Source organism: Streptomyces sp. CNZ287 (assembly GCF_007827615.1).
The window spans coordinates 110,572-132,298 of record NZ_VISV01000013.1 but is presented as its reverse complement, the minus strand read 5'-3'; the positions used below and the strand labels follow the sequence as shown (position 1 = coordinate 132,298).

Annotated in this window: 17 protein-coding genes; 13 read left to right on the top strand and 4 right to left on the bottom strand. The window is 73.7% G+C overall.

Annotated features, from left to right (window positions below; all coding sequences use genetic code 11):
- Positions 1–31 precede the first annotated feature (31 nt).
- Entirely contained in the window at positions 32–1,774 is a 1,743-nt protein-coding gene (locus FB457_RS22915; RefSeq protein ID WP_145783058.1) for a pyruvate dehydrogenase, read from the bottom strand.
- Positions 1,775–1,941: 167 nt separating this feature from the next.
- Between FB457_RS22915 and FB457_RS22910 the strand changes: the two genes are divergently transcribed.
- Positions 1,942–3,132, top strand: a complete 1,191-nt coding sequence (locus tag FB457_RS22910; protein WP_047014920.1) for a thiolase family protein — start codon at positions 1,942–1,944, stop codon at positions 3,130–3,132.
- A 25-nt stretch (positions 3,133–3,157) separates the two neighbouring features.
- Here FB457_RS22910 and FB457_RS22905 read toward each other — a convergent pair whose 3' ends face one another.
- Entirely contained in the window at positions 3,158–3,577 is a 420-nt protein-coding gene (locus tag FB457_RS22905; RefSeq protein ID WP_047014921.1) for a hypothetical protein, read from the bottom strand.
- Between the two features lie 104 nt (positions 3,578–3,681).
- Between FB457_RS22905 and FB457_RS22900 the strand changes: the two genes are divergently transcribed.
- The 6 genes from FB457_RS22900 to FB457_RS22875 all read left to right on the top strand — a co-directional run bounded on the left by FB457_RS22900 (position 3,682) and on the right by FB457_RS22875 (position 12,185).
- Positions 3,682–4,605, top strand: a complete 924-nt coding sequence (locus tag FB457_RS22900) for an LLM class F420-dependent oxidoreductase (RefSeq protein ID WP_047014922.1) — start codon at positions 3,682–3,684, stop codon at positions 4,603–4,605.
- A 703-nt stretch (positions 4,606–5,308) separates the two neighbouring features.
- Positions 5,309–6,859 (top strand): ABC transporter substrate-binding protein, encoded by a 1,551-nt coding sequence (locus FB457_RS22895; RefSeq protein ID WP_486589113.1) that lies wholly within the window; start codon positions 5,309–5,311, stop codon positions 6,857–6,859.
- Between the two features lie 304 nt (positions 6,860–7,163).
- Positions 7,164–8,105, top strand: a complete 942-nt coding sequence (locus FB457_RS22890; protein ID WP_486589112.1) for an ABC transporter permease — start codon at positions 7,164–7,166, stop codon at positions 8,103–8,105.
- A complete protein-coding gene (locus FB457_RS22885; protein WP_145783056.1) occupies positions 8,105–10,123 on the top strand; it encodes a dipeptide/oligopeptide/nickel ABC transporter permease/ATP-binding protein in 2,019 nt (672 codons plus the stop codon). The genes FB457_RS22890 and FB457_RS22885 overlap by 1 nt, the downstream gene beginning before the upstream one ends.
- Positions 10,120–11,259: an oligopeptide/dipeptide ABC transporter ATP-binding protein gene (locus tag FB457_RS22880; RefSeq protein WP_047014926.1), complete on the top strand. Its 1,140-nt coding sequence runs from the start codon at positions 10,120–10,122 to the stop codon at positions 11,257–11,259. The genes FB457_RS22885 and FB457_RS22880 overlap by 4 nt, the downstream gene beginning before the upstream one ends.
- Positions 11,256–12,185, top strand: a complete 930-nt coding sequence (locus tag FB457_RS22875) for a dihydrodipicolinate synthase family protein (protein ID WP_047014927.1) — start codon at positions 11,256–11,258, stop codon at positions 12,183–12,185. The genes FB457_RS22880 and FB457_RS22875 overlap by 4 nt, the downstream gene beginning before the upstream one ends.
- 239 nt (positions 12,186–12,424) lie before the next feature.
- Here FB457_RS22875 and FB457_RS22870 read toward each other — a convergent pair whose 3' ends face one another.
- The gene (locus tag FB457_RS22870) at positions 12,425–13,648 is read right to left on the bottom strand and encodes a sialidase family protein (RefSeq protein ID WP_047014928.1); all 1,224 of its coding nucleotides are present in this window, start codon (positions 13,646–13,648) and stop codon (positions 12,425–12,427) included.
- Between the two features lie 231 nt (positions 13,649–13,879).
- On the opposite strand from FB457_RS22870, the gene FB457_RS22865 reads away from it, so the two are divergent.
- On the top strand, positions 13,880–15,091 hold the full coding sequence (locus FB457_RS22865; RefSeq protein WP_145783054.1) for an MFS transporter: 1,212 nt from the start codon (positions 13,880–13,882) through the stop codon (positions 15,089–15,091).
- 26 nt (positions 15,092–15,117) lie between these two features.
- Here FB457_RS22865 and FB457_RS22860 read toward each other — a convergent pair whose 3' ends face one another.
- The gene (locus FB457_RS22860; protein ID WP_047014930.1) at positions 15,118–16,773 is read right to left on the bottom strand and encodes an FAD-binding dehydrogenase; all 1,656 of its coding nucleotides are present in this window, start codon (positions 16,771–16,773) and stop codon (positions 15,118–15,120) included.
- A gap of 151 nt (positions 16,774–16,924) precedes the next feature.
- Here FB457_RS22860 and FB457_RS22855 point away from each other — a divergent pair, with 151 nt between their 5' ends.
- The 5 genes from FB457_RS22855 to FB457_RS22835 all read left to right on the top strand — a co-directional run bounded on the left by FB457_RS22855 (position 16,925) and on the right by FB457_RS22835 (position 21,688).
- Positions 16,925–17,323 carry a YidH family protein gene (locus tag FB457_RS22855; RefSeq protein WP_047014931.1) on the top strand — a complete coding sequence of 133 codons (399 nt, stop codon included), beginning with the start codon at positions 16,925–16,927 and terminating at the stop codon, positions 17,321–17,323.
- Complete coding sequence (locus FB457_RS22850) at positions 17,320–17,628, top strand: DUF202 domain-containing protein (RefSeq protein ID WP_047014932.1); 309 nt, start codon at positions 17,320–17,322, stop codon at positions 17,626–17,628. The genes FB457_RS22855 and FB457_RS22850 overlap by 4 nt, the downstream gene beginning before the upstream one ends.
- A gap of 152 nt (positions 17,629–17,780) precedes the next feature.
- Positions 17,781–19,148 carry an MBL fold metallo-hydrolase gene (locus FB457_RS22845; protein WP_047019777.1) on the top strand — a complete coding sequence of 456 codons (1,368 nt, stop codon included), beginning with the start codon at positions 17,781–17,783 and terminating at the stop codon, positions 19,146–19,148.
- Positions 19,149–19,438: 290 nt separating this feature from the next.
- Complete coding sequence (locus FB457_RS22840; RefSeq protein ID WP_145783051.1) at positions 19,439–20,458, top strand: phosphotransferase family protein; 1,020 nt, start codon at positions 19,439–19,441, stop codon at positions 20,456–20,458.
- Positions 20,459–20,464: 6 nt separating this feature from the next.
- Positions 20,465–21,688 carry an acyl-CoA dehydrogenase family protein gene (locus FB457_RS22835; RefSeq protein ID WP_145783049.1) on the top strand — a complete coding sequence of 408 codons (1,224 nt, stop codon included), beginning with the start codon at positions 20,465–20,467 and terminating at the stop codon, positions 21,686–21,688.
- The last annotated feature ends 39 nt before the right edge of the window (positions 21,689–21,727 follow it).

Genomic DNA, 21,727 nt, shown 5'->3' with positions numbered 1-21,727 from the left:
CCCGGCGCGTACGGCACGGAGGGCCGCGCGGTCAGGGGCGGGGGATGTTGCGGAGGTTGGAGCGGGCCAGGTCGAGCATCGTGCCGACGCCGCCCTCCAGCACCGTGCGCCCGGCGGCCAGCGCGAAGCCGCGCACCTGCTCCAGCGTGATCCGCGACGGGATCGAGAGCGCGTTGGAGTCGGTGATGAGCTCGACCAGCGCGGGGCCCTTCGCCGCCAGCGCCTCCCGCAGCGCGCCCTCGATCTCCCCGGGCTTCTCCACCCGCCAGGCGGGGATGCCGACGCCCCGGGCGATGGCGGAGAAGTCGACCTTGCTGTGGTCGGTGCCGTACGCGGGCAGGCCGTCGACCAGCATCTCCAGCTTGACCATGCCGAGCGAGGAATTGTTGAACAACACGGTCTTGACGGGCAGGTCGTGCTGCTTGACGGTGATCAGCTCGCCGAGCAGCATGCCGAGGCCGCCGTCGCCGGAGAGCGAGATGACCTGGCGGTCGCGGTCGGCGCTGGCGGCGCCGATGGCGTGCGGCAGGGCGTTGGCCATGGAGCCGTGGGTGAAGGAACCGATGACGCGGCGGCGGCCGTTGGGCGTGAGGTAGCGGGCGGCCCAGACGTTGTTCATGCCGGTGTCGACGGTGAACACGGCGTCGTCCGCGGCGAGCGTGTCCAGCAGCCGGGCGGCGTACTCGGGGTGGATCGGGACGTGCTTGTCGACGTTCGAGGTGTACGCCTCGACGACCTTGGTCAGCGACCGCTCGTGCTTGCGCAGGGTGGCGTCGAGGTAGCGGCGCTCGCGCTTCTCGCGCAGCAGCGGCTGCACCGCGTCCAGGGTGGAGGCGACGTCGCCGTGCACGGCGACCTCCAGCGGCGTACGGCGGCCGAGGCGGGTGGCGTCGATGTCGATCTGGACGGTCTTGCCCTGCGGCAGAAAGGCGTCGTACGGGAAGTCGGTGCCGAGCATCACGACGAGGTCGGCGTCCTGGAGCGCGTCGTAGCAGGCGCCGTAGCCGAGGAGGCCGATCATGCCGACGTCGTACGGGTTGTCGTACTGGATCCACTCCTTGCCGCGCAGCGTGTGCCCGACGGGCGCCTTGACGGTCTCGGCGAGCCGCATCACCTTCGCGTGCGCCCCGCGGACGCCCGCGCCGGCGAAGAGGGCGACGCGGTCGGCGCCGTTGAGGGCGTCCGCCAGCTCGCGCACGGTCTGCGGGTCGGGGACGATGGCGGCCGGGCGGGCGCAGGGGACGGTGTGCCCCGTGGGTTTGGCGGCCGGCTTGTCGGCGATGTCGCCGGGCAGGACGAGCACCGCGACCTCGTTGGCGCCGACGGCGTGCTGGGCGGCGATCCGGGCGATGCGGGGCATCTGCTCGGGCTGGGAGATCAACTGGCAGTAGCCGGACGCCTGGTCGAAGAGCTTCTCCGGGTGGGTCTCCTGGAAGTAGCCGCTGCCGATCTGGGTGGACGGGATGTGCGAGGCGATGGCGAGGACGGGGGCGCCGCTGCGCTGGGCGTCGAACAGGCCCTGGATGAGGTGGGTGTTGCCGGGGCCGCAGGAGCCGGCGCAGGCGGCGAGCTCCCCGGTGACCTGCGCTTCGGCGGCGGCGGCAAAGGCACCGGCCTCCTCGTTCTGCACGTGGATCCACTCGATGACGCCGTCGCTGCGGCGGATGGCGTCGACGAGCGGGTTGAGGCTGTCGCCGACGACGCCGTAGATGCGCTTCACGCCGTACTGGAGCAGGACCTCCACGAGTTGGTCGGCAACCTTGGCACTGCTCATCGCGCTCTCCTCGCGTCGGCTCCGCGTCGTCCGGGACAACGTGTTCGATCGTAAGCGATCACCGTGGAAGTGGGCGGATGGGACGTCACGGGGCATCCTGGCCGCGGAGCAGGCGCGCGGGCTATAGTCCGAAACTAGCATCGCTAGTTTTGATGAGGAGGCCCGCCGTGCGCACCGTCCACTTCGCCGCCGCCCGCCGCACGCCGATCGGGAAGCTGCGCGGCTCGCTGTCCGCCGTACGCCCCGACGACCTCGCCGCGGGGGTGATCCGCGGGCTCCTCGACGGCGTTCCCGCGCTCGACCCGGCCCGTATCGACGACGTCTACTGGGGCGCCGCCAACCAGGCGGGCGAGGACAACCGCAACGTCGCCCGCATGGCCGCCCTCCTGGCCGGCCTGCCCGAGTCGGTCCCCGGCGCCACCCTCAACCGTCTCTGCGCCTCCGGCCTGGAGGCCGTCACCACCGCGGCCCGCGCCATCGCCGCGGGCGAGGCGGACGTGGTGCTGGCCGGCGGCTCGGAGTCGATGAGCCGCGCGCCGTTCGTGCTGCCCCGGCCGGACGAGGCGCTGCCGCGGGCGATGGCGACGGCCGACACCCGGCTGGGCTGGCGGCTGGTCAACCCGCGGATGCGGGACCTGCACGGGCTGCTCGCGATGGGCGAGACCGCGGAGGAGGTCGCCGGGAAATACGGGGTGGGGCGGGCGCGGCAGGACGAGTTCGCGCTGCGCAGCCACCGGCGGGCCGCGGCGGCGCGGGCGGCGGGCCACTTCGACGCGGAGCTGCTGCCGGTCGTACGGCCCGAAGGCGCCGCTCCGGTGACGGCGGACGAGTGCATCCGGGAGGACACCTCGGCCGCGCAACTGGCGAAGCTGAAGCCGGTGTTCCGGGAGGGCGGCAGCGTGACCGCGGGCAACTCCTCCCCGATGAACGACGGGGCCGCGGCGCTGCTGCTGGTGAGCGAGGAGGCGCTGGCGGAACTGGGCCTGGAATCCCTCGGCCGGTACGCGGCCGGCGCCTCGGCCGGCGTCCACCCCGACGTCATGGGCATCGGCCCGGTGCCGGCGACCCGCAAGGCGCTCGACCGGCTGGGCTGGTCGGTGGCGGACGTGGAGACGGCCGAGCTGAACGAGGCGTTCGCGGCGCAGTCGCTGGCGTGCGTGGACGAGCTGGGACTGGACCCGGAGACGGTCAACCCGGACGGCGGGGCCATCGCGCTGGGCCACCCGCTGGGCTGTTCGGGTGCGCGGATCCTGACGACGCTGCTGCACCGGATGGCGCGTACGGGCGCGCGGCGGGGGCTGGCGACGATGTGCGTCGGGGTGGGGCAGGGCTCGGCGGTGCTGGTGGAACGGGCCTGAGACCGGCCCCGCGCCGCGCGGGGCGCTACTCCCCCACGCCCTTGGCCGCCCAGGTCTCCCAGCCCGACGGCGGGTTCCCGAGCACGGCCGCCCGGCGCCGTGACGCCGCCTCCTCGTCGGTGTGCAGCGCGTGCGCAAGCCGGCCGGTGCCCTCCCCCGACTCGGCGAGCGCGCGGATCACCGCGTCCCGCGTGCCCTCGACCCGGGGCGCGATGTGCTCCAGGTCGCGCAGGGCGGAGTACCAGTCGCCCGGGATGGGCGCGGGGCGGCCGGCGTCGCGGGAGTTGACGCCCGTACGGAGCATGCCGAGGGCCCACAGGCAACTGTCGACGATCTCCGCCAGCAGCCGCACCTCGCGGGTGAGCACCCTGGTCTCCTCGGGAGTCAGCCGGACCGTGAACTCCAGTCCGTCGTCCCCTTCCGGCGCGCGGTAGACGACCGTCATCCTGACCCCCTAGCGGCATGCCCGGGCAGTGCGGTGGCTGCACTCTATGCACCGCCGACGTGCCCCGGGAAGCCGCAGGGCACGGCTGACGCACAATGGCTCCCATGGATCTCCGCATCTTCACAGAACCGCAGCAGGGCGCCTCGTACGACACCCTCCTGACCGTGGCCCGCGCCACCGAGGACCTCGGCTTCGACGCCTTCTTCCGCTCCGACCACTATCTGAAGATGGGCGACGTGAGCGGCCTGCCCGGGCCGACGGACGCCTGGGTGACGCTGGCGGGCCTGGCCCGCGAGACCCGCCGGATCCGGCTCGGCACGCTGATGACCGCCGCCACGTTCCGGCTGCCGGGGCCGCTGGCCATCCAGGTGGCGCAGGTGGACCAGATGTCCGGCGGGCGGGTCGAGATGGGCATCGGGGCGGGGTGGTTCGAGGACGAGCACGCCGCGTACGGGATCCCGTTCCCGAAGGAGAAGTTCGCCCGGCTGGAGGAGCAGCTCGCGATCGTGACGGGGCTGTGGGGCACGCCGACCGGCGAGACCTTCAGCTACTCCGGCACGCACTACGAGCTGCGGGACTCCCCCGCGCTGCCGAAGCCGGTGCAGGCGCCGCTGCCGGTGCTGATCGGCGGCATGGGCCCGAAGCGCACCCCGGCGCTGGCGGCCCGCTACGCGGCGGAGTTCAACGTGCCGTTCAGCTCGGCGGCGGACACCGAGCGGCAGTTCGCCCGGGTCCGCGAGGCGGCCGAGGCCGCCGGCCGGTCGCCGTCCGACCTGGTCTACTCCAACGCGCTCGTCGCCTGCGTCGGCAAGGACGACGCGGAGGTGGCGCGCCGGGCGGCGGCCATCGGCAGGGAGGTGCCGGAGCTGAAGGAGAACGGCCTGGCCGGCACCCCTGCGGAGGTGGTCGAGAAGCTCGGCCGCTACGCCGCGGCCGGCTCGCAGCGCTTCTACCTCCAGATCCTCGACCTGTCCGACCTGGACCACCTGGAGCTGATCGCCGCCGAGGTGCTGGCGCAGGTGTCGTGACCCGGGGGCGGCGGCCAGGACCGTGAAACCCCTGGCGGGCGGCGGCGGGCGGAGCAGCCGCCGCCGCTCCGGGAGGGGCCGCGGCCCGCGTGGTTCGGCCGGGCGGTGGAGCGCTGCCGCGCGCTCGTGCTCGACGGGAATCCGAACCCGCTCGACGTGCTCCACTCCCCGCCGCCGAGCGCCGCACGCCGCCCGGCGCGGAACCGCGCGAGCCCAGCCCGGCGTTCCCGTCCCGGCAGGTCCACCGCACGTTCGGCCGCTCTGCGTACCGCCGGCTCGCCCCGGGCCCGCGCACGCCGCGAGCGTACCGGCGAGCCCGCGGGCCCGCTCCCGGAGTTCCGGGACCGGCCCGCGTGGAGTCCCCGGCTCGCCCCGGTCCGCCACCGCGGCCTCCCCACTTCATGACCCCCGGCCCGCCCAGCGCCGTGGCCGCACTCCCGACGCCCGGCTCGGGCGGGGTTGACACCGCATAACGCTTGCCGCCGACCTCTTGACCTTCCTCCCGGCCAACTTCTATGTTCACCGGCAAGAGGTAGAACGTAGGACCTCCCACGACCCCGCCTTTCCCCGGGACAGGGACAGGCGCGGCGCCATCTCCTTGTTTTCCCCTCCTGGAGGCACCGTGAGCGACGTATCACCAGAGCCGGGCGTCGACCGCCGGCGAGTGTTGCAGTACGGCGGGGCGCTGAGCGCCTTCGGCGTCATGGCGCCGGCGCTGGCCGCCTGCTCGGGAGGTCCGGACTCGACCTCGGACACCGGCGGGGGCGGCGGCGGGGACTCCGTCACCGCCGTCATCGGGTACGGCAACGACCAGAGCTGGGACCCCACGCTGACCGCGTCCGCGTTCTCCGTGGCGGCCAACCACCACATCTTCGAGGGGCTGCTCGACACCGACCCCATCACCCGCGAGCCCTACCCCGCGCTGGCGACCGAACTGCCCGCCGACACCGGCGCCGGCACCTGGTCGTTCACCCTGCGCTCCGGGGCCACCTGGCACGACGGCAAGCCGGTCACCGCCGACGACGTGGTGTTCACCTTCGACCGGATACTCGACACCGAGACCCAGACCCTCGCCCACGGGTTCTTCGCCGGCTGGCTGAAGGAGGTGAAGAAGACCGGGGACGACACCGTCGACCTGGTGCTCGCCTTCCCCTTCCCGGACGGGCTGTCCCGGCTCACCCTGGCGAAGATCCTCCCCAAGCACATCCTCGGCAAGTCCGGCGCCTGGAAGGACCTCGACACCGGCCTGCCCGAGGTCACCGTGGGCTCGGGCCCGTACAGGATGACGGCCAACCAGCCGCTGTCGAACACCTCCTTCGAGGCGTACGCGGACTACAACGGCCCGCGCAAGGCGAACTTCAAGAAGATGAACTGGCTGTCCATCGTGGACGCCGCCCCCCGGGTCGCGAAGATCTCCGGCGGGAGCGCCGGCGCGCAGATCTCCGACAACATCCCGTACGCCAACGTGAAGCAGTTGGAGCAGGACGGCCTCACCGTCGAGGGCGGGGCCGGCATGAACCACATGTTCCTGCTCTTCAACACCGAGCGGGCGCCCTTCGACGACGTACGCGTGCGCCAGGCGCTGCACTACGCCATCGACACCGACAAGATGATCGAGGCGGGCCTGAAGGGCTACGGCAAGGCCGCCAGCTCCTTCCTCGACGAGGGCAACCCCACGTACCGCAAGGCCAAGACCGTCTACGGCCACGACCCGGACAAGGCCAAGGCGCTGCTGGAGGACGCCGGGGTCAGCGGGCTGAAGGTGACGCTCATGGCGTCGACCGTGAGCTGGATCGCGGACTGCATCCCGACCATCAAGGAGTCCTGGGACGCCATCGGCGTGGAGACCACGCTCGAACCGCAGGAGACCTCCGCCCTCTTCACCAAGCTGGACCAGAAGGCGAACTACCAGGTCGTCGCCTCCGCCTCGAACCCCAACCAGCTCGGCATCGACGCGGATCTCATCCTCCGCTACAACTACACGGCCGAGAACGTCTGGATGGACTACGCCCGCTGGTCCCAGGCGTCCGAGGCCAAGCAGTTGTTCCGGCTCATGGACGCGGCCACGCGCGAGCCGGACCAGGAGAAGAAGAAGCAGATGACGCAGGAGTACCTGGACGTCATCGCGGAGAACGCGGTCATCTACCCCGTGGTCCACACCGAGCTGGTCACCGCCTGGGACGACGGCAAGATCACCGGGATCCAGCCGCAGCCCTACCCCGGCATCAACCTCCTCAAGGCCAAGCCCGCGTAGGGCGGGGCCGCCACGGTCGGTCAAGGCCAGGGTCCGTCTTCACTCTCCCGTCTGCGGCTGGGGGTACCGCCCACGCGCGCGCAGCACGCTGTGGGGGAGGAGCCTGGCACGCACGCTCGCCGCGTTGTCGGGATCGACCGAAGAGGCCCGCTATGCGGACGCCCCTCCGCCTTGCGATCGCACGCACCACCCCCTACGCCCGGGGGGCGTGGGCGGTGCCCCCTGCGCCGCCCGCCCCACGGGCGAACGACGCGAGATCGAAGACAGACCCTAGGAGCTCACGTACGTGGCCCAGATCGCCAGGATGCTGCTACGCCGCATCGCCCTGCTCGTCCCGCTGATGCTCGGGATCGTGCTGTTCGTCTTCCTCGTCATGCGCTTCTCGGACATCGACCCGGCGGTGGCGAACTTCCAGGGTGCCAACCCCACCGAGCAGCAGCTCGAGGAGTACCGCGAGGAGCACGGGCTCAACGACCCCCTGCCCGTCCGCTACGCCGCCTTCGTCGGCGACCTGCTCAAGGGCGACATGGGGCTCAGCGCGCTCAACGGTCGGCCGGTCATCGACCAGGTGACCACCGCGCTGCCCCTGACCATGCAGCTCACCTTCCTCGGGCTCGTCCTCGCGATAGTGCTGTCGGTGCTCTTCGGGGTCACGGCCGCGATCTACCGCGACCGCATCCCGGACCAGGTGATCCGCATCGTCTCGCTGATCGGCGTCGCCGCGCCCGCCTTCTGGGTGGCGCTGCTGCTGATCCAGTACCTGGCGGTGGACTGGGGGTGGTTCCCCTCCGGGGGGTACGTCAATCCGGGCGACTCCTTCACGGGCTGGCTCAAGACCATGACGCTGCCGGCCATCGCGCTGTCGCTGCACGTCGCCGCGCAGCTCACCCGCATCGTCCGCACCGCGGTGGTGGAGGAGCTGGACAAGGACTACGTGCGCACGGCGATCGGCAGCGGACTGCCGCCGGTCGTCGTGGTCGGTCGCAACGTGCTGCGCAACGCCCTGGTCAACCCGCTGACCGTGCTCGGCCTCCGGGTGGGCTACCTGCTCGGCGGCGCCGTCGTGATCGAGACGATCTTCTCGCTGCCCGGCATGGGCACGTTGATGATCAATGCGGTGAAGAACGGCGATCCCGCGGTCGTGCAGGGCGTGGTGCTGACCGTCGCCGTCGCCTTCGTCGTCGTCAACCTCGTCATCGACATCCTCTACCTGCTGGTCAACCCCCGACTGAGGAGTGCCGCCTGATGCTCGCCACCCTCGGGGGCCGCCAGAAGCTCGCGGAGCGGCTGTCCCGGCCCGGCCTGCGGCTCCGCGGGCTCAGCCGGCTGCCCTGGACGTCCCGGATCTCGCTGGGCCTGCTCACCCTGGTGGTGCTGGTCGCGGTCTTCGCGCCGCTGCTCGCCCCGCACGACCCGCTGGACCAGCAGGCGCAGGCCGGCGGCACCGGACACCCGTCCGCCGACCACTGGATGGGGCAGGACAGCCTCGGCCGCGACATCCTCAGCCGGCTGATGTACGGGGCCCGCTGGTCGCTGATCATCGGGCTGGGCGCCACGCTGCTCGCGCTGGTCGCCGGGGCCGTGCTCGGGGCGATCGCCGCCACCTCCCGCAAGGCGGTGGACGAGTTCGTCATGCGCTGCCTGGACATCGTCATGGCGTTCCCGGGGATCGCGCTGGCCGCGGTGCTCGTCGCCGTCTTCGGCGGCAGCATCCCGGTGCTGGTGTGCGCCATCGCGTTCCTCTACGTGCCGCCGATCGCGCGGGTCGTCCGGGCCAACGTGCTGGACCAGTACGGCGAGGACTACGTGACCGCGGAACGGGTCATCGGGGCCCGTACGCCGCACATCATCGTCAAGCACGTCGCCATCAACTGCGCCGCGCCGATCCTGGTGTTCTGCACCGTGCAGGTCGCCGAGGCGATCGTCTTCGAGGCGTCGCTGTCCTTCATCGGCGCGGGCGTCCGCCCGCCGGACCCGTCCTGGGGCAGCGTCATCGCGGACGGCAAGAACATGGTGCTGCTCGGCGGCTGGTGGGCCACGGTCTTCCCGGGCCTGCTGATGCTGCTGACCGTGCTGGCGCTCAACATCCTCTCCGAGGGTATCTCGGACGCCTGGGCGGCGCCCGCCTCCCGGCGGTCCGAGAGCGTGGCGGTCAAGGAGGCCGGCGCCGAGGACCGGATCGAGGCCGCCGCGCCCGGCACCGGCAAGGTGCTGGAGCTGCCGGGTCTCGCCGAGGCCGCGCGCAGGCTGCGCGAACGGGCCCGGCCGCTGCCCGGCGGCGAGCCGGTGCTGGCGGTGAGGGACCTGGCCATCGGCTTCGACCAGCGGCACGCGGGCGTGGACATCGTCGACGGCATCAGCTTCGACGTCAGGCCCGGCGAAGTCCTCGGCCTCGTCGGCGAGTCGGGCTGCGGCAAGTCGCTGACCGCGCTGACCGTGATGGGCCTGGAGCCGGCCGGCGCGCGGGTGCGCGGCAGCGTCGTCTTCGACGGCCGGGAGCTGGTCGGCCTGCCGATGCGGATACGCCGCAAGCTGCTCGGCCACGAGATGGCGATGATCTACCAGGACGCGCTCAGCTCGCTCAACCCGGCGATGACGATCCGCGCCCAGCTCAAGCAGTTGATCCGGCGCGGCGGCACGCGCACCGCGACCGAACTGCTGGAGCTGGTGGGCCTGGACCCGGAACGTACGCTGCGCAGCTATCCGCACGAGCTGTCCGGCGGGCAGCGGCAGCGGGTGCTCATCGCCATGGCGCTGTCGCGCAACCCGAAGCTCATCGTCGCCGACGAGCCGACGACCGCGCTCGACGTCACGGTCCAGGCGCAGGTCATCGAGCTGCTGCTGCGGCTGCGCGAGGAGCTGGGCTTCGCGCTCATCCTGGTCAGCCACGACCTGGCGCTGATCTCCGACGTCACCGACCGGGTGGTCGTCATGTACGGGGGGCAGATCGTCGAGACCGGCGTCACCGCCGACCTCGTCGAGGCGCCCTCCCACCACTACACCCGCGGGCTGCTGGGCTCGGTGCTGTCGCTGGAGTCGGCCCAGGAGCGGCTGACGCAGATCCGCGGCGTCGTACCCTCCCCGGCCGACTTCCCGGCCGGCTGCCGGTTCGCCGACCGCTGCCCGATGGCGAGCGGCCGGTGTCTGGACACCGCGCCGGAACTGGTCGGCGAGGAACGCAAGCACGAGGTGGCGTGCCACCACCCGGCGGTCGAGCCGGCGGTCGCCGCCGTGGGCGAGGCGGAGAAGGAGGCGCTGCGATGAGCGCAAAGGACAGCGGCGGCCCGGGGTCGATCGGCGAGCTGGCCGGCGAGCCGCTGGTCGAGGGCGATGGGCTGGTCGAGGGCGGCGGTGCGCCGCCGGCGCTCGTCACCGTACGGAACGCGCATGTGGTGCACCGGGCGCGCACGGGCGGCCTGTTCGCCCGCGACCGGGTGTACGCGCTGACCGGCGCGGACCTGACGATCGCCGCGGGCGAGACGGTCGGCGTGGTCGGCGAGTCCGGCTGCGGCAAGTCGACGCTGGCGAAGGTGCTGGTCGGGGTGGAGGAACCGACGGCGGGCACGGTGGAGTTCCGGGGCCGCGACATCTGGAAGATGGACGGCGGCGAGCGGCGTACGGCCATCGGCACCGGCGCGGGCATGATCTTCCAGGACCCGTCGACCGCCCTCAACCGGCGGCTGCCGATCCGGCAGATCCTCCGTGATCCGCTCGACGTGCACCACCGCGGCACGGCCGCCCAGCGCACCGAGCGGGTCCGGGAGCTGATGGCCCTCGTCGGCCTGCCGCCGGTGCTCGCGGACGCGCTGCCGGGCCAGTTGTCCGGCGGCCAGCGGCAGCGGGTGGCGATCGCCCGGGCACTGGCGCTGGAGCCGGACCTGGTGGTGGCCGACGAGCCGACGTCCGCACTGGACGTGTCCGTACGGGCGCAGATCCTCAACCTGCTGCTGGACCTGAAGGAGCGGCTGAACCTGGCGCTGGTGTTCGTCTCGCACGACATCCAGACGGTGCGGCGGATGAGCGACCGCGTCATCACCATGTACCTGGGCAGGATCGTGGAGGAGGCGCCGGCCGTCGCGCTGGGCTCCGGCGGCGACTCCCCGGCGGAACACAGCACGGACACCGCCCGGCACCCCTACACGCGGGCGCTGTTCTCGGCGACGCCGGGGCTCCTCGACCCCATCGACCCGATCCCGCTCGCCGGCCCCGTGCCGTCGGCGACCCGGCCGCCGAGCGGCTGCCCGTTCCGTACCCGGTGCTGGAAGGCCACGGCGGAGTGCGCCGCGGCCATGCCGGAGGTCACGCAGGCGGCGCAGTCCCACCGGTTCCGCTGCCACCACCCGGTGGCCGCCGGGGAGAGCACCCGTGATCTCGTGATCCAAGCGAAGGAGAGCGCATGACCCGTCCCACCCACCTGACCGGCGTCGTACCGCCCGTCTGCACCCCCCTGACGCCGGACGCCGAGGTGGACACCGCCTCGCTGATCAGGCTGGTGGACTTCCTCGTGGCGGGGGGCGTCGACGGGCTCTTCGTGCTCGGCTCGTCCTCGGAGGCCGCCTACCTCAGGGACGAGCAGCGCAGGGCCGTGGTGGACACGGTGGTACGGCACGTCGGCGGCCAACTGCCCGTACTCGCCGGCGCGATCGACATGACGACGCCGCGCGTGCTCGACCACGCCCGCAGCGCGCTCGACGCCGGCGCGGACGCGCTCGTCGTCACCGCGCCGTTCTACACCCGCACCCACCCGGCGGAGATCGACCGGCACTTCCGCGAGGTCGCCGGCCGCACCGGCGCGCCGGTCTACGCCTACGACCTGCCGGTGTCCGTGCACACCAAGCTCGGCCACGACCTGGTGCTCCGGCTCGCCGCCGACGGGGTGCTGGCCGGGCTGAAGGACTCCAGCGGCGACGAGACGGGGCTGCGCCGCGTCATCGTCGGCGTCCGGGACAAGGTCGCGGGCTTCTCCGCGCTGACGGGCTCCGAGACGATGGTGGACAGCGCGCTGGCGATGGGCGCCCACGGCGTCGTCCCGGGCCTGGGCAACGTCGACCCGCACGGCTACGTGCGGCTGTTCCGCAGCGCGCGGGAGGGCGACTGGGAGTCGGCCAGGACCGAACAGGAGCGGCTGCTCGCCCTCTTCGGGATGGTCAGGAGCGGCGACCCGGCGCGGATGGGCATGAGCTCGTCGGCGCTCGGGGCGTTCAAGGCGGCCCTGCATCTGCGCGGGGTCATCGACTGCCCGGCGACGATGCTGCCGCAGATCCCGCTGGACACCGAGGAGGTACGGCGGGTGGAGAAGCACCTCGCCGCGGCGGGGCTGCGCTGACGGGGCTCCGGTGCCGTACGCCGGCGGGAGGGGCGGGCCAGGGGATGGCCCGGCGCCCTCCCGCCGGTTTTCTGCTCCCCCCGGCGGCGACCGGCCGGCCGCCAGGCACCGCCGGTCGCCGCCGGGGGCGTCAGCCGCCCAGGCCCTGTCTGGCACATAGCGCCGTCCGCCCTCTGGGCGGGCTCCCCCACAGCGCGCAAGCGCGCGTGGGCGGTACCCCCAGACGCAGGCGGGATTTGTCAGACAAGGCCGAGGTTCCGCAGGTCCAGGCGGCGGAACTCGATGGTCTCGTACGACCCGGCCGCGCCCGTCTCGTACAGGACCCCGATCGTCTGGCCGTTGACCTGCACCAGGTCCGAGTACGCCGCCGGCTGCTGCGACAGCGTCGTCACCTTGGTGAAGTTGCGCCCGGCGTCGTCGCTGCGCCAGACCGCCAGCTTCTCGCGCTTGGCGGGGTTCGAGGGCCCGGAGAAGAGCAGCGGCGCGTGCCGGCCCACGGGCTGGAGCACGCTCGCCTGGACGACCGGCACCTCGTCGAGGTCCGGCTGCACCCGGTACGGCCGGTCGAGGGTCGCGCCGCCGTCGCTGGAGTAGGCGTCGAGGCGGTTGCCGGGAGAAGTGCCGTTCTGGTCGCGGGTGCTGAAGTACAGGCGGCCGTCGGGCAGTTCGGCGGCGATGTTCTCGTTGCTGTTGATCTCGCCCTCGTACTCGTCGTCGACGAAGCCCATCTTCCAGGAGCGGCCGCCGTCGTCGCTGTAGATGGCGTGGGCGCCGTAGTACCGGGCCTCCTGCCCGGTGTCCGCGGAGCCGGCCGGCGGGGCGGTGGAGTGGTTCGAGGGGATGACGAGCCGGCCGCGGTTCGGCCCCTGCTTGAGGGCGACGGCGTGGCCGGGACCGGTCGCGTACCAGCGCCACTGCGGCAGCTTGACGTCGGCGGTGATCTCCCGCGGCGCGTCGAACGTGCGGCCGTCGTCGGTGGAGCGCTGCACGAAGACCCGCCGGCTCTGCTCGGCGGTGACCTCGCCGCGCATGATCTGCGCCTCGGTGACCTTACCGCTGTTGTACGAGGTGACGAGCACCAGGTCGCCGGTCTCCGGGTCGACGACGGGCGCCGGGTTGCCGCGGGTGTCGCCGCCGCCCGCGGCGACGACGGACATCGGGCCCCAGGTGCAGCCGCCGTCCTCGGAGCGGCGGACGACGACGTCGATGTTGCCGGTGTCCCCGGCGCCGCCGACGCGGCCCTCGGCGAAGGCGAGGAGGGAGCCGCCGCGGGTCTTCACGGTGGCGGGGATGCGGTACGTGTCGTAGCCGCCCTCGCCGGATCTGTAGGGGACGGAGGACGTGCAGCGGGCCTGGCCGGACGCCGTGGCCCCGGCGTCGGCCGCCGCCGTGCCGGGGCCCGCGGCCAGGGTGCCGAGCAGGGCGGTCGCGGAGAGGAAGAGGAGGCTTGTCGAGGTGCGCATGCGGCGACTCCGAAGTCATGGGACGTAGGAGGTGGGATGTCCGATCGCAAAACGTAGAGGGCGCGGCGGCCCGAGGCAAGACCCCGGACGCCGGGAAAGATCGCACCAACGCACGGGAGTCCAGGTGTTCGTGTGCGATCGTGAGCGGGAATCGAGCCTGTTGGACAGGGGAAACGGGCCCCGGGAGGCGCGGACACCGAGCGGGCGGAACGGGCAGGCGGAGGAGGCCGGGTGGCGAGCACGGGCGAGATACGGCGGGCGCGGTACGCCGTCGCGGCGGTGTTCGCCGCGCACGGCGCGGTCACCGGCAGCTTCGCCACCCGGGTCCCCTGGGTGCAGGACCACGCCGGGATCAGCGCCGGGCAGCTCGGTCTCGCGCTCGCCATGCCCGCCCTCGGTGCCGCCAGCGCGATGCCGCTCGCCGGCCGGATCAGCCACACCTTCGGCGCCCGCCGCGCGCTGCGCGGGCTGATGGTCATGTGGTGTCTCGCGCTGGTGCTGCCGGCCCTCGCGCCCGGGCTCGCGACGCTCTGCGCGGGCCTGTTCGTGTACGGCGCGACCGCCGGCATGGCGGATGTCGCGATGAACGCGCTCGGCGTCGACGTGGAACAGCGGCTCGGCCGCTCGATCATGTCCGGGCTGCACGGCATGTGGAGCGGCGGCGCGCTCGCGGGCTCCGCGGCCGGCACCGTCGCCGCGCACACCGAGCTGGACGGCCGGGTCCACTTCGCGCTCACCGCCGCCGTCCTCACCGCGGTCTCGGCCGTCGCCTGCCGCTGGGTGCTGGAGCCCGTCGCGCACGCCGACGAGGAGCCGCCGCCGCACTTCGCGCTGCCACCGCGCTCGGCGCTGCTCATCGGCGCGGTCGGGTTCTGCGCGGTGTTCGCCGAGGGCGCCAGCCTGGACTGGTCGGCGGTCTACCTGCGCGACGAGATGGGCTCCTCCCCCGGCCTCGCCGCCGCGTGCACCACGGGCTTCGCGCTGACGATGGCGGTGGCCCGGCTGGTGGGCGACGCGGTCGTCGAACGCCTCGGCCCGGTGCGCACGGTGCGCGCGGGCGGGATGCTGGCGACGCTCGGCGGGGTGCTCATCGTCACCTCGTCCGCCGCGGCGCAGGCGATGGCCGGGTTCGGGCTGCTGGGGCTGGGCATCGCGGTCGTCGTGCCGGTGGTCTTCGCGGCGGCGGCCCGGTCCGCCCACGCGCCGAGCCAGGCGATCGCGGGGGTGGCGACGATCATGTACGCCTCCGGGCTGATCGCCCCGGCGGCGATCGGGCAGGTCGCCGACGCGACGTCGCTGACCGTGTCGTTCGGGCTGGTGACCGTGCTGGCCACCGGGCTCATCGCGGGCGCGGGGCTGCTGCGCGGGCAGCGCTCAAAGACGCGGGCCAAGGCGCCCGGCGCCGTACCGGATCCGGCGCCCGCGCCGGGCACGGACATGTAGGCGGGTGGCCGAGCCCGTACGGGCCCTCAGCCCACCGCCTTCGCCGCCGCGCGGCCCGCGGCCCGGCCGGAGAAGAGGCACCCGCCGAGGAACGTGCCCTCCAGCGCGCGGTACCCGTGGACGCCGCCCCCGCCGAAGCCGGCGGCCTCCCCGGCCGCGTACACGCCCGGCAGCGGCTCCCCGCCCTCGGCGAGCACCCGCGAGGACAGGTCCGTCTCCAGCCCGCCGAGGGACTTGCGGGTGAGGATGTTCAGCCGTACGGCGATGAGGGGGCCGTTCTTCGGGTCCAGGAAGCGGTGCGGGGAGGCGGCGCGGATGAGCTTGTCGCCGAGGAAGTTGCGGGCGCCGCGGAGGGCGGTGATCTGCATGTCCTTCGTGTAGGCGTTGTCGATCTCGCGGTCGCGGGCGGTGAGCGTGCGGCGCAGCGCCTCCTCGTCGATGAGCTTGTCGCCGGTCAGCTCGTTCATCCTGCGGACCAGGGTGGCGAGGTCGCGTTCGACGATGAAGTCGACGCCGTTGTCCATGAACGCCTGCACGGGCGCGGGCGCCCCGGAGCCGGCCCGGCCCAGCACGTCGCGGACGCTCTTGCCGGTCAGGTCCGGGTTCTGCTCGCTGCCGGAGAGCGTGAACTCCTTCTCGATGACCTTCTGGCTGAGGACGAACCAGGTGTAGCCGTGGCCCGACTTCATGATGTGCTCCAGCGTGCCGAGCGTGTCGAAGCCCGGGAACAGCGGCACCGGCAGCCGGCGGCCGGTCGCGTCCAGCCACAGCGACGAGGGTCCCGGCAGGATCCGGATGCCGTGCCGGGCCCAGATGGGGTTCCAGTTCTCGATGCCCTCGGTGTAGTGCCACATCCGGTCGCGGTTGATGAGCCGGCCGCCCGCCGCCCCGGCGACGTCGAGCAGCAGCCCGTCGACGTGCGCGGGGACGCCGGAGAGCAGCTTCTCCGGCGGGGTGCCGAGCCGCTCCGGCCAGTGGGCGCGGACGAGGTCGTGGTTGCCGCCGATGCCGCCGGAGGTGATGATCACCGCCTGGGCGCGCAGCTCGAAGGTGTCGGCCACCTCCCGGCCGCTCGCGGTGCCGCGCGGGGCGTCGCTGGGTTCGAGGATGTCGCCGGTGACGGTGTCGACGGCGCCGCCGCTGCGGGCCAGCCCGGTGACGCGGTGCCGGAAGCGCATGTCGACGCGGCCGAGTTCCGCGGCCTCGCGCACCCGCCGCTCGAAGGGGGCGACGACGCCGGGCCCCGTGCCCCAGGTGATGTGGAAGCGGGGTACGGAGTTGCCGTGGCCCTCCGCGTCGTAGCCGCCGCGCTCGGCCCAGCCGACGACCGGGAAGAACGACATGCCCTGGGCGCGCAGCCAGGCGCGCTTCTCGCCGCTGGCGAAGTCGACGTACGCCTCGGCCCACTTGCGCGGCCAGTGGTCCTCGGCGCGGTCGAAGCCCGCGGTGCCGAGCCAGTCCTGCCAGGCCAGCTCGCGGCTGTCGCGGATGCGCAGCCGGCGCTGCTCGGGCGAGCCGACGAAGAACAGGCCGCCGAAGGACCAGTGCGCCTGGCCGCCGAGAGCCTGTTCCGGCTCCTGGTCCAGCAGGATGACCTTGCGTCCCGCGTCGGCCAGCTCCGCGGTCGCGGCGAGTCCTGCGAGCCCCGCTCCGATCACGATGACGTCGGCGTCGTAGACCATGGCTGCCGCCCCTCCGAAGGTTACCGGTCGGTTCAGATCCTGTTGACCGGGCGCCCGCCCGTCAACCGCCGGACGCCGGCCACTTTCCCCGCCCGCGGGCGGGGCGGGTCGGCCGCGGGGTGCGCGGGGGCGTTCGGTTAGGGTCGAGGCCGTGAGCGACCCGGAACGTCCGTCCGCCGTGCGGTTGTGGTTCTCGCCCCGGCGGCTGCGTGCCGAGGGCCGCACCCCGGACTACCGCTTCTCGCTCGCCAACGAGCGGACGTTCCTCGCCTGGGTGCGGACCGCGCTGGCGCTCGTCGGCGGCGGCATCGCCGCGGACCAGTTCCTCACCGAGATGTCCCGCCCCTTCCGTACGGCCATCGCCGCCGTGCTGCTCGCGGGCGGGGCGGTGTGCGCGGTTCGCGCCGTCAACCACTGGATCCGCTGCGAGCGCGCGATGCGCCGCGGCGAGGACCTGCCGGAGTCCCGCTTCCCCGGACTGCTCGCCGTGGGCACGGCGGTGGCGGCGGCGGTGCTGATCGTCGTGGTGCTGGTCGGGGCCGGGCGGTGAGCGGCGCCCGGGACCCCGGGGCGCAGCCGGAGCGGACGCGCCTCGCGTGGCGGCGTACGACGCTGGCGTTCGCGGTCGTGGTGGTGCTGGAGCTGCGTCGGGTGGTCGTCGAGGGGGGCTCCGCGGGCGGGTACGCGGGGCTGTCGCTGGCGCTGTGCACGTGGCTGGTGTTCCTGGCGGTGGGCCAGCGGCGGATAAAACAACTGGCCGCCGCCGCACCGGCGGCGATGGCGCCGGGCCTGGCGCTGGGCGCGGGCCTGTGCCTGGTGGCGTCCGCGACGTCCGCGGCCGTGCTGCTCATCTGACGCCGCCGTGGCCGCCGTCCGCACGCTCCCGTCCGAACGCCCCGCGTCCGCTTCCGGGTCGCCGACGGGCCGCCGTCCCCGCCCGCGCCCGGTCCTAAGCTCGCAGGCGGCACCGCGGTGCGGGCAGGAGTTGTCGTGAGGGGGGCATGCGCATGGGCGTCACCGTGCCGCTGATCGTCGTGATGGGGGTGTCCGGCTGCGGCAAGACCACGGTGGGCCGGGAGCTGGCCGAGCGGCTGAACGTGCCGTACGCGGACGGCGCCGACATCGGCCGGGAGGCCGGCCTCTCCCCCGCCCTCGGCGAGCCGTCCGACGAGGCCGTCGCCGGCTGGCTCCGCAGACGGGCCGCGAGCGGCGGCGTCGTCAGCAGGCCCGCGCTGCGCCGCCGCGACCGCGACCGGCTCGCGGCGGCCGTGCCGGGGCTGTACTTCCTCCATCTGGACGGCTCGCGGCACCTCGTCGGCGCCCGGCTGGCCGAGCGCAAGGAGCTGTTCGTGCCGCACGACGTCCTGGACGCCCAGTTCGCCGCGCTCGAACCGCTGGCGCCCGACGAGCACGGGGCGGCGGTCGGCATCGACGGCACCCCGGCGCAGATCGTGGACCGCGCGGTCGACGCCGCGCGCACGCCGTACAGCGTGCAGCTCGCCACCGGCGTGCACGCCTACATCCAGCCGGACGGCGGCTGGTGCCTGAGCAACGCGGGCTTCGTCAGCGACGGCACGACGACGCTGCTCGTCGACACCGCCGCCACCGAGCCCCGGGCGAAGCTGCTGCGGGAGGCGGTCCTGGCCAGCGGGGCGCCCGACCCGGCGCTCGTGGTCAACACCCACCACCACGGCGACCACACGTACGGCAACAGCGTCTTCGCCCCCGCCACGGTCGTCGGCCACGCCGCGTGCCGGCAGCAGGTGCTCGCGGCGGGGCGCCATCTGGAGCTGCTGTGGCCGGAGGTGGAGTACGGGGACGTGCGGCTGACGGCGCCGGGCATGACGTACACGGAGTCGATGACGCTGACCGCGGGCGGCACGGAGGTCCGGCTGCTGCACCCGGGCCCCGCGCACACGGTCGGCGACACGGTGGTGTGGCTGCCGGAGCAGCGGGTCGTGTTCGCCGGGGACATAGCACTCTGCGGCGGTACGCCGTTCGTCGCGTTCGGCTCGCTCGGGGGGTCGCTGCGGGCGCTGGAGCACCTGCGGTCGCTGGGCGCGGAGACGGTGGTGCCGGGGCACGGTCCGGTGACGGACGCGGGCGTGTTCGACGCGGTGGAGCGGTATCTGCGGTACGTCGGCGAGCTTGCCGCGCAGGGGCGCGCGGCGGGCCGGACGCCGCTGGAGACGGCGCGGGCCGCGGACCCGGAGGCGTTCGCGGAACTGCGGGAGCCGGAGCGGCTGGTGGCGAACCTGCACCGGGCGTACAGCGAGCTGGCGGGCGAGCCGGAGGGCCGGCCGCTGGACGCGGCGGCGTACTTCGCGGACATGGCGGCGCTGAACGGCGGCAAGATGATGCCCTGTCACGCGTAGCGCCTGCGGCGCGCGCGGCGGGGCGGCGGCGACGCGGGACGGTACGGGATCCGGCGGGAGCCGGGGCCGGGTACGTCACGCCGCGGTGGGCGCGGCCCGGTGGGCTCGGGACGCACGGTCCCGGCTTCGGCGCGAGTGCCGGCTCGGCGCGTAGCGCCGCGCGTGCCCGCGGCCGGCGCTCCGCGCGTCCCGTTCACCGGGCCTGGACGCCATACCGACCGGTCGGCATTATGGGGGCCGGGTCCGCGCCGCCGGGTCCGCCGCCGACCGCCGCCCCCGGAGGGACCCGCATGAGCGACGACCACCCGCCCGGCCTCGACCCCGACGCGCTGCGCCGGCACCTCGACGCGCAGCTCCCCGGGCTCGTCCGCGGCGGGCTCCGCGCCCGGCTCGTCGAGGGCGGCAGGTCCAATCTCACGTACGACGTCACCGACGGCACCGGCCGCTGGGTCGTCCGACGCCCCCCGCTCGGCCATGTCCTCGCCACCGCCCACGACATGGCCCGCGAGCACCGCGTGCTCACCGCCCTGCACCCCACCCCCGTCCCCGTACCGCGGACCCTGCTCCTCTGTACCGACGAGACCGTGCTCGGCGCCCCCTTCTACGTCATGGAATACGTCCCCGGCACCGTCTACCGCACCGCGGGGCAACTCGCGCCGCTCGGCCCCGCGCGCACCCGCGCCGTGGTCGAAGGACTCGTCGACACCCTGGTCCGCCTCCACGAGGTCGACCCGGCCGAAGCCGGCCTGGCCGGCTTCGGCCGTCCCGACGGCTTCCTGGAACGCCAGCTCCGCCGCTGGGGCAAGCAGCTCGACGCCTCCCGCAGCCGCGAGCTGCCCGGCATCGACGAGCTGCACGACGCCCTCGCCCGCGACCTGCCGCCCGCCGCCGCACCCGCCGTCGTCCACGGCGACTACCGCCTCGACAACGTCCTCGTCGACGCCGCCGGCACCGTGACCGCCGTCCTGGACTGGGAGATGTCGACGCTCGGCGACCCGCTCACGGACCTCGGCCTGCTCGCCATGTACAGCGCCCCCGCCGGCGCCGACTCCCCCATCGCCACCACCGCGGACGCCCCGGGGCACCCGGCCGCCGCCAAGATCGTCGCCCGCTACGCCGCGCGGTCCGGCCGCGACGTCTCCCGCGTCGCGTGGTACACGGCCTTCGCGTACTTCAAGCTCGCCGTGATCCTGGAGGGCATCCACTACCGCTTCACGCTCGGCCAGACCGTCGGCGCCGGCTTCGACCGCATCGGCGAACTCGTGCCCCGCTTCATCGCGGGCGGCCGCACCACTCTGCAGGAAGGCTGACCGGCCATGGACTTCGCACCCGACGCGCGCACCGAGGAACTGCGCGAGCGCCTGCTCGCGTTCATGACCGAGCACGTCCTCCCCGCCGAGCCCGTCGCCGCCGCGCAGCTCGCCGGGGAAGACGACCCGTGGGCGCACCCGCCCGTCGTGGCCGAGCTGCGTGCCGAAGCGCGCAGGCGCGGGCTGTGGAACCTCTTCCTCCCCGACACCGTGTACGGGGCGGGCCTGACGAACCTGCAGTACGCGCCGCTCGCCGAGATCACCGGCCGCAGCCCGCACCTGGCGCCGCTGGCCCTCAACTGCAGCGCGCCGGACACCGGGAACATGGAGCTGCTGGCCCAGTTCGCCACCCCGGAGCAGCGCGCGCGGTGGCTGGAGCCGCTGCTGGAGGGGCGTATCCGCTCGGCGTTCGCGATGACCGAGCCGGCCGTCGCCTCCTCCGACGCCACGAACATCGAGACCAGGATCGAGCGGGACGGCGACTCGTACGTCCTCGACGGCCGCAAGTGGTACATCTCCGGGGCGATGAACCCCGACTGCGCCGTGTTCATCGTCATGGGCAAGACCGACCCGCACGGCACCGATCTCCGCCGCCAGCAGTCCATGGTCCTCGTCCCGCGCGACACCCCCGGCCTCACCGTCCGCCGGACCATGCGCGTCTACGGCTTCGAGGACCGTCTGCACGGCGGCCACGCCGAGATCGTGCTCGACGGCGTACGGGTCCCGGCGGCGAACCTCGTCGGCGAGGAAGGCGGCGGCTTCGCCATCGCGCAGGCGCGGCTGGGTCCCGGCCGCATCCACCACTGCATGCGGCTGATCGGCATGGCGGAGCGGGCGATCGAGCTGATGTGCCGGCGGGCGGTGGAGCGTTCGGCGTTCGGCAAGGAGCTGGCGCGGCAGGGCGTGGTGCAGACGTGGATCGCGGACGCGCGGGTGGCGGTGGAGCAGTTGCGGCTGCTGGTGCTGAAGACCGCGTGGCTGATGGACACGGTCGGCAACCGCGGCGCGCACACCGAGATCCAGGCCATCAAGATCGCCGTGCCGCGGGAGGTCACCGGCATCCTGGACCGCGCCGTCCAGTTGCACGGCGCGGCGGGCGTCAGTCAGGACACGCCGCTGGCCGAGCTGTGGGCGTCGGCGCGCACGCTGCGGCTGGCGGACGGGCCCGACGAGGTGCACCAGCGGTCGCTGGCCCGGCGCGAGCTGCGGAAGTACGCGCGGGGCGGGTGAGCGTGCGCCGTACGGGCGGGGGCGCGCGGCTTGGTACGG

Bases quoted from the DNA above. Each gene is read 5' to 3' on its own strand.
- FB457_RS22915 (WP_145783058.1), bottom strand. From the start codon at position 1,774: ATGAGCAGTGCCAAGGTTGCCGACCAACTCGTGGAGGTCCTGCTCCAG.
- FB457_RS22905 (WP_047014921.1), bottom strand. From the start codon at position 3,577: ATGACGGTCGTCTACCGCGCGCCGGAAGGGGACGACGGACTGGAGTTC.
- FB457_RS22900 (WP_047014922.1), top strand. From the start codon at position 3,682: ATGGATCTCCGCATCTTCACAGAACCGCAGCAGGGCGCCTCGTACGAC.
- FB457_RS22895 (WP_486589113.1), top strand. From the start codon at position 5,309: ATGGCGCCGGCGCTGGCCGCCTGCTCGGGAGGTCCGGACTCGACCTCG.
- FB457_RS22890 (WP_486589112.1), top strand. From the start codon at position 7,164: ATGCTGCTACGCCGCATCGCCCTGCTCGTCCCGCTGATGCTCGGGATC.
- FB457_RS22885 (WP_145783056.1), top strand. From the start codon at position 8,105: ATGCTCGCCACCCTCGGGGGCCGCCAGAAGCTCGCGGAGCGGCTGTCC.
- FB457_RS22880 (WP_047014926.1), top strand. From the start codon at position 10,120: ATGAGCGCAAAGGACAGCGGCGGCCCGGGGTCGATCGGCGAGCTGGCC.
- FB457_RS22875 (WP_047014927.1), top strand. From the start codon at position 11,256: ATGACCCGTCCCACCCACCTGACCGGCGTCGTACCGCCCGTCTGCACC.
- FB457_RS22870 (WP_047014928.1), bottom strand. From the start codon at position 13,648: ATGCGCACCTCGACAAGCCTCCTCTTCCTCTCCGCGACCGCCCTGCTC.
- FB457_RS22860 (WP_047014930.1), bottom strand. From the start codon at position 16,773: ATGGTCTACGACGCCGACGTCATCGTGATCGGAGCGGGGCTCGCAGGA.
- FB457_RS22845 (WP_047019777.1), top strand. From the start codon at position 17,781: ATGGGCGTCACCGTGCCGCTGATCGTCGTGATGGGGGTGTCCGGCTGC.
- FB457_RS22840 (WP_145783051.1), top strand. From the start codon at position 19,439: ATGAGCGACGACCACCCGCCCGGCCTCGACCCCGACGCGCTGCGCCGG.
- FB457_RS22835 (WP_145783049.1), top strand. From the start codon at position 20,465: ATGGACTTCGCACCCGACGCGCGCACCGAGGAACTGCGCGAGCGCCTG.